2 protein-coding genes are annotated in these 1,049 nt (G+C 63.0%); both read left to right on the top strand.

The features are described 5' to 3' along the window. Positions 1-123, top strand: a 123-nt coding sequence (locus HMPREF2990_RS12390) for an RNA polymerase sigma factor (RefSeq protein ID WP_305764507.1), incomplete at its 5' end; no start/stop codon positions are given. Next, positions 123-713 (top strand): anti-sigma factor, encoded by a 591-nt coding sequence (locus HMPREF2990_RS03645; RefSeq protein WP_070762758.1) that lies wholly within the window; start codon positions 123-125, stop codon positions 711-713. The genes HMPREF2990_RS12390 and HMPREF2990_RS03645, both read left to right, overlap by 1 nt. The last annotated feature ends 336 nt before the right edge of the window (positions 714-1,049 follow it).

Genomic DNA, 1,049 nt, shown 5'->3' with positions numbered 1-1,049 from the left:
GGGGAACTCACCCACCAAGAAATCGCCGATGCCACTGGCGTCGCTCTCGGAACAGCCAAAACCCGGGTACGCGACGGGTTGCAAAAGCTTCGCAAGGCCGTGTCGTTGAAAGGAGGCCTGTGATGGATAAAGATATCGAGGACCTCTTCAATTCCGCAGCCACGCCGGTCACTCCGCCACCGGAGCTCAAACGCTCAATCATGGAGCGTATCGACGCTACCGACCAGGTCACAGACTTCGACACCGCGCGGAAGAACCGGTCCTGGCGACGTCTCACAACCGCCGCAGCAGCCGCCGTTGTGCTCATCGCCGGTGGCGGGTTCGCGGTCACCCAATTCACTGTCGACGAGTCACGCGAATCCGTGGCAGCCCAAGGCGTCGACGAAATGCACGCAATTATGGAGGCCGACGACGCGCGTCAAGGTCAGGCCGACGCGATGGGCGCGAGCCTCGACATCGCGATCAGCTCTGACATGGGCAAGGGCGGCGCCATGGTCAACGGCCAGCCAGCTCTCGACGACGGCATGGGGGCACAAGTGTGGGCAGTCATGGATGACGGCGCCATGGAATCGGCTGGAGTCATCGGCCAAGAACCCCACGACGACGTGTGGATGCCGCTGCCCGGTGGAACTGCTTCAGTCCTGGTAACCGAGGAAGTCGCCGTCGGCGCGGCGCAACCCACCGGCACGGTGCTGGCCAACGTGACGCTCTAGTGCCGGCTGCCTCCCTTGGCGCGCTTCAGGCCATTCGCGTTCTAAAAACCACAAAGCCCCGACCCAAAGTGGATGAGACGCGGTGGCAGGCCTAGCGTTAGTCCTATGACGTTGCCAAAGTTCGGTCCCGCTTGGGCCGGCGCTTTAATGGGAACCTCGATTGCGTCGAGTTTGACTGGGTTACATGGATTTCATGTAGCCCAGCTCGTGTTTGCGCTCATCGCGGCGGGCCTCCTCGTTGTGTTCACGGTCGGCGTGCGCAATGAGCCACCGCGGCACCAGAACATGGCGGCGTGGGGCATGTACGCGATGGGGCTGCTCGCGTGCGGCTCGGCG

The organism is Corynebacterium sp. HMSC071B10, from assembly GCF_001814825.1.
GTDB lineage: Bacteria > Actinomycetota > Actinomycetes > Mycobacteriales > Mycobacteriaceae > Corynebacterium.
This window is presented reverse-complemented; position numbering and strand designations above follow the sequence as displayed.